Origin of the sequence: Desulfosporosinus sp. OT, from assembly GCF_000224515.1 — a bacterium.
Lineage (GTDB): Bacteria > Bacillota > Desulfitobacteriia > Desulfitobacteriales > Desulfitobacteriaceae > Desulfosporosinus.
Window position 1 is genome coordinate 1 of the sequence record NZ_AGAF01000163.1, and the last position, 5096, is coordinate 5096.

Genomic DNA, 5096 nt, shown 5'->3' on the forward strand with positions numbered 1-5096 from the left:
TGCAGCCGATTTCATCTTCAATTTATCAAACGTATTTATTCCCTTATTCCTTGCCGGACTCCATTGTTCTGGTTCCTTGATGAAAGAAAATTTGCCACCTTCCATCGAAGAACTTCCAAATCGAACTGCGCAATGAATTCCTCATTTCTTCTCTAGATTCATTAGGCTTAACTGCGCGATAGGTAGCAAGTACCACATCAGGCGATAAGACTTTCACTTGAAAATCCTCAATAATCACTGGAACTGCAGGTGAATGAGGTAATTCCTCGACAACTTGTAATTTAGCGAATGTTCGCCCGGAAACTCCAAATTCAACAAAATCGTCAGCTAGAAGCATTGAAATTTCCTCTCTAGAGCGACGAATCTCAGGTTGTAACAGTCTATCTTCTAGATTATATATTTGTTCATAGAGTAATGATACCATTTTTCAATATTCACCTCTATCCATGCCATCCAGCCTCCACTTACTATAATTATATCTGAACATCAATAAGTTCTTTCGCCAGCAATGAAGAATTTACCTTTTTCATTTAGGTTTCCAGGGGAAGAACTTTAGTTAGAGCTAGCGGAGTTGTTGTTTTCCACTTGAAACAATGAACGTGCGAACATTTATTGTTTTAAGAATATTTCTCATGATATTGGAACTGCAGTGAACGTCCAGTCCATGGTCGTTGGCAATATGGGATCCGATTCCGATACAGGTGCGGCCTTCACTTGATGCTCAGCGACCTTTATTACATTCGCACAGGAAAATGTGAAGAGCTGCCGAAGTTATAAGCAATAACCGCCGTCCTTGCCGGGAGCGGTTATCGCTTCTTTATGATCCACTAAAATTTGTTCATCCTCAGTTTCGATTCGAGGCCGTCCTTCATCGTCTAAAGCATCCTTTATGAAACGATCAGATTCCATGCCGGTTTCCTTGGTTACAAGGGCAAGTTCATCGTCAGTCGGGTTTGTAAGATTAATTCAAGAACCCTTTTCTACACTGCTCACATTTTCGTCCCTCCAATCCGGATAGCCAATTCAAATTCCTCATTGGATGACTCTGCTTTAAGAGTAGACTGGCTTAATTTTTTCCCAGATTCCCAGAAACAGGATAATCCCTGCCAGACAGGTTAGTCCTTCTGAAATTGTATTAGCCCAAATAACGCCATTGACAGCAAATAACGAATTCCCGAAAATCAAAATGGGAATAAATACTATACCCCTTAGAGAGGAAATAACCGTCGATTGGACACCTAGACCAAAGGCTTGAAAGATCCCTGTGAAAAATGCCGATAGACCGGCAAAGATGGTCGAGCAAAGCTGGGCTAAGAGAATTGTTTGGCCGATAGCAATAACCTCAGGATCAATACTAAAGATACCAATGACTTGTGACCTGAGACCGAATAGAATGACTGACAACCCCAACGTAATACCCATCATATATAATAGGGTAGTTTTGATAATTTGCCAGAGTCGCTCCTGATTTCTTGCTGAATAGGAATAAGCCATCAGCGGTATGGTTCCCATTGAAAAGCCCATTCCCACAAAGTCAATAATTTGAATCACTCTTTGAGAGATACCTAACCCGGCAACAACACTATTGCCATAGAGCATGGAATAATTATTAAAAAGCAAGGTGGTAATTACCATAAATCCATCCAACAAAAATGCTGAAATTCCAACTTTGAGGATCGTTTTATAAATCTCTTTGCTGGGTTTAAAATCCTTAATTGATACACTTTGAACTGTGCTTTTCCTCTGCAGATAATAGATAAACCACACAACAGACACTACATTACCAAGCACAGAAGCAAGTGCGGCCCCCATAATGTCCAAGTGGAGAAGAAAGATGAAAATAGGGTCGAGGATTATATTAACCACAACACCGGATATCAGCCCAATCATCGAGGCAGTGGATGCCCCCTCGGCTCGGACAGTTTCTTCCAGAGAAAGATTAGCGATAATAAACGGAGCGCCAATCACTAACACCCGGATATAATTTCTTGTGTAGACCAATGTATCCCCCTTTGCTCCCAAAAGATGCAAGAGCGGAGACAACAAAGGCAGACACAAGGCCATAAAGATGACCCCAGTAATAATTGATGACCAAAAGTTAATGGCACAAACTTTTTTGGAGCTTTCCGAATCGTTTTCACCTAAAAGTCTTGATACATAAGTTCCCGCGCCCACTCCGAACAGGTGGCCCAGAGCCATTAAGATGCAGGAAAATGCCAAGGCCAGAGTAACTGACGCCATCATCGCTGTGTTGTCAAGTTTTCCAATAAAAAAGGCATCCGTAATGTTGTAGATAATTGTCGCGATAAAACTCAGCATCATCGGAATAACCATGTGCATAATTGCTTTGGAAACAGGTGCCTTTTCCAGATAGTAAAGAGAGACTTGATCCATTGTTTCATTGTTTTCCATATTAAACTCCTCCTTTGTCTAGTTAATTGCTAAAAATGGGCGCAAAAAAATAAAGGCACTGTTCCCAGAGGTTGTCGTTGTGCCTTCAGATCATATTGCTGCGCTACTGATTATTGTTCTTCAGATTTATCCGGTGCTGGACCGGGACGTCGTCCATAACCCATGCCGGGCCGAGGACCAAATTGAAAACGGCGATCAAATGGATTTCCCCCTTGTAAGCGCGGGTCGAAACTGAAGTCTGATTCGTCATCCCCCAGTTGAGTTTCCAGTGTTTTGATAATCCGGTCAAGAAAACCACTCATGGTCTTTTGTTCTTCTTTATTCAGACATTCAAACAACTTGTCGAAGCTGAATTCCTGCTCAGGTGTTTCAGTGGCCTCAATTCCTGCTTTGGTAAGCTTAATATTCATAACCCGGCGATCGGTTTCCGATTGTTCGCGAGTAATATACCCGCTTTTCTCCAGCTTAGAAAGAAGTTCTCCTAAGGACTGCGGTCTCATATCCAACAGGTAAGATAAGTCTTTTTGGCTGATTTCCGGCTGCAGCTTAAGAATCGCCAAAACTCTGCCTTGCCCTCTGCGGGGATCTCCCATGGGGCCAAAATGAGTGTGGTTTTGTAGATGGTACCTGTGAAGCAGCCATTCAACCCTTGTAAGTTGCGTAATCAAGTCAAAGTTATTTTCTTGCATATATTTACCTCCCTCGTTAATTTGTTTTCATTAAGGTACCTTATTAATATATAATACAGGTACCTTAGTATTTTGTCAACATTTTTTTAAAGGTACCTTATAATAAACTAATGCCTGCCCCTACCGGAGCAAATTCCCCGGATTCTCTCTCCATCTCCCCTTATGCTTCGACACATGGCATCCCGATGCTACTATCTATGTGCCCTAACGCAAGATCCTCTTCCGGTAGGAAGAGGATGCTTTTTATTAAGTAGCTTTTATCTTTCGGTCACTTCGCCCTCACGAAATATGAATATCATCTGATCCAACTAGTTAAATTCGTTTGGATTTCTAGTATAATACATATAGCGAAGCGAAGCAGAAAGATATAAAAACAGAAAAGAGTTACGAGGATGTTTAAATTTTTCTGCCCAAAGTGTAAAAATACTTTATTTAGTGCAAGTGATCATCGCGATGAAGAGACGATCTACTGCTCAATTTGCCACACTTTTCTTGATAATCCATATTACAAGAAACCAACAAGCTGGTAAAACATTCCTCTAAACCCCGGAAAAATCCGGGGTTTGCTCTATCTATGCGCACAAATATTGCTCGCGAACTTGCCAGTTGCATACATTAGCAAAACTTTTAAGGACTGTCCCAGCCTCGTTTAAAAGGGAGCAGCCGGGAATTTGCTTTACCGTAACTGCCTCATTGAACGTGAGCGCCTTTGAAGAAGGGTGCCCCTTTAAATAAGTAACTTCAAACTGTTTCTGAGAACAAACATGAAATTAAGAATGGCTTTGTCAATTTTGCTGAACTCACGTCAATCTATCAGCTGCGGTTCATTTCCAACAATCTTAAATTTGGACTCCGTGACGATGCTGCCATCCTCTTTGTTCTTTTGGAAAATAATTAGATCGTACCCGTCGGCGGTTTTGCTTTGGGTAGTCTTGTAAATATATCGTACCCCGTTTTCAACCAATTCTCTGGAACCAATCCAATAGGGACAACTATTAAGGAAAGAATTATGTTTTGTCAATTCAGCAAACAGCTTATTGGAAGCTTCAACATTGATATCGACCAACTTTCTCTCGACATAACCGGCACTGACTTTCGCATCCCGACCGATACTTTTTAGGTAGGCCGCCGCCTGCTCTTCCTTTTGGGTGACAAGCTCTGAGTACTGCTTTCCTTCTGTCAGTACTTCCGGCCATAATTTTTGCGGAAACATCTTTTTGAGGGAACCCAAGTAAAGCGCGCCATCCTGTGGCTCCTGGTATTGGAGCAAAACATACGCACCGCTTTCATTTTGGGAAAACGTCATAACCGTTGGAATGGCACCGCTGCCGCTGACCGTGGTGAAAATTCCGTTTTCAAAGCCAAACCAGCCGATACTGGCAATGGTATATACTTTGACTTGACCGTCTTTTTCCTCGCTATCGAGAATAATATGTCCCTCGGTAACCACTTCCCCGGCCAGATAACTTTTCCCCTGACTTTTAACAGCCTGGCTGACTGCTTCATCGATCGTGTCTGCATTTGGAGACGGCAGCTGCAGACTGTCCGTGATGATGACATCGACGGAGGGCTCAACAGTAAAGAAAGTTGAACCGTCAAAGTGGATGATAACTCGTTTTTCAGCAACTTTTGTTCCGTTTTGACTGGCCGTGATCGATATAGGGATTTCACTTTGCTTATTCGTACTGAATTGACTGACCATATTAAGCGGACTCCAATAGGCCGGGGTCCCCGACGGGAATTCAGCCCTGGTCCCCTTTTCCGTTATTTTGCCGCCAGCATTATCCCAGGTCAGAAGTCGTCCGCTGCTTGCGGAATATTCAATGTTCCCTTTGTTTGCAGAGTATTGCCCCTGACCGTTTGCTTTCTCATATTGTGCCGACAGGCGAATACCCGGTGTGCTGGACATTGTCAGGGCATATTTCTGTGGATAGACAAGGATTTTCAAGCGAAGACTGTTGGAGAGGATTTGCAGCTCACCTTGAGTTTTGGCAT

At 42.6% G+C, this 5096-nt stretch carries 5 protein-coding genes; all 5 read right to left on the reverse strand.

Annotated elements, in window-relative coordinates; all coding sequences use genetic code 11:
* Positions 1 to 43: 43 nt before the first annotated feature.
* Entirely contained in the window at positions 44 to 424 is a 381-nt protein-coding gene (locus DOT_RS14725) for a DUF4440 domain-containing protein (RefSeq protein WP_009620279.1), read from the reverse strand.
* Positions 425 to 771: 347 nt separating this feature from the next.
* Positions 772 to 909, reverse strand: coding sequence for a hypothetical protein (locus tag DOT_RS31880; protein ID WP_009620280.1), 138 nt, complete (start codon positions 907 to 909; stop codon positions 772 to 774).
* Positions 910 to 1050: 141 nt separating this feature from the next.
* Positions 1051 to 2412 carry an MATE family efflux transporter gene (locus tag DOT_RS14730; protein ID WP_009620281.1) on the reverse strand — a complete coding sequence of 454 codons (1362 nt, stop codon included), beginning with the start codon at positions 2410 to 2412 and terminating at the stop codon, positions 1051 to 1053.
* A gap of 110 nt (positions 2413 to 2522) precedes the next feature.
* Positions 2523 to 3101, reverse strand: coding sequence for a MarR family transcriptional regulator (locus DOT_RS14735; protein WP_009620282.1), 579 nt, complete (start codon positions 3099 to 3101; stop codon positions 2523 to 2525).
* 805 nt (positions 3102 to 3906) lie between these two features.
* Positions 3907 to 5096 (reverse strand): hypothetical protein (locus DOT_RS28765; protein WP_242833845.1); only part of this gene is annotated, 1190 nt, incomplete at its 5' end.

Excerpts from the sequence above, each read along its gene's own strand:
- DOT_RS14730 (WP_009620281.1), bottom strand. The coding sequence starts at position 2,412 with ATGGAAAACAATGAAACAATGGATCAAGTCTCTCTTTACTATCTGGAA.
- DOT_RS14725 (WP_009620279.1), bottom strand. The coding sequence starts at position 424 with ATGGTATCATTACTCTATGAACAAATATATAATCTAGAAGATAGACTG.
- DOT_RS14735 (WP_009620282.1), bottom strand. The coding sequence starts at position 3,101 with ATGCAAGAAAATAACTTTGACTTGATTACGCAACTTACAAGGGTTGAA.
- DOT_RS31880 (WP_009620280.1), bottom strand. The coding sequence starts at position 909 with ATGGAATCTGATCGTTTCATAAAGGATGCTTTAGACGATGAAGGACGG.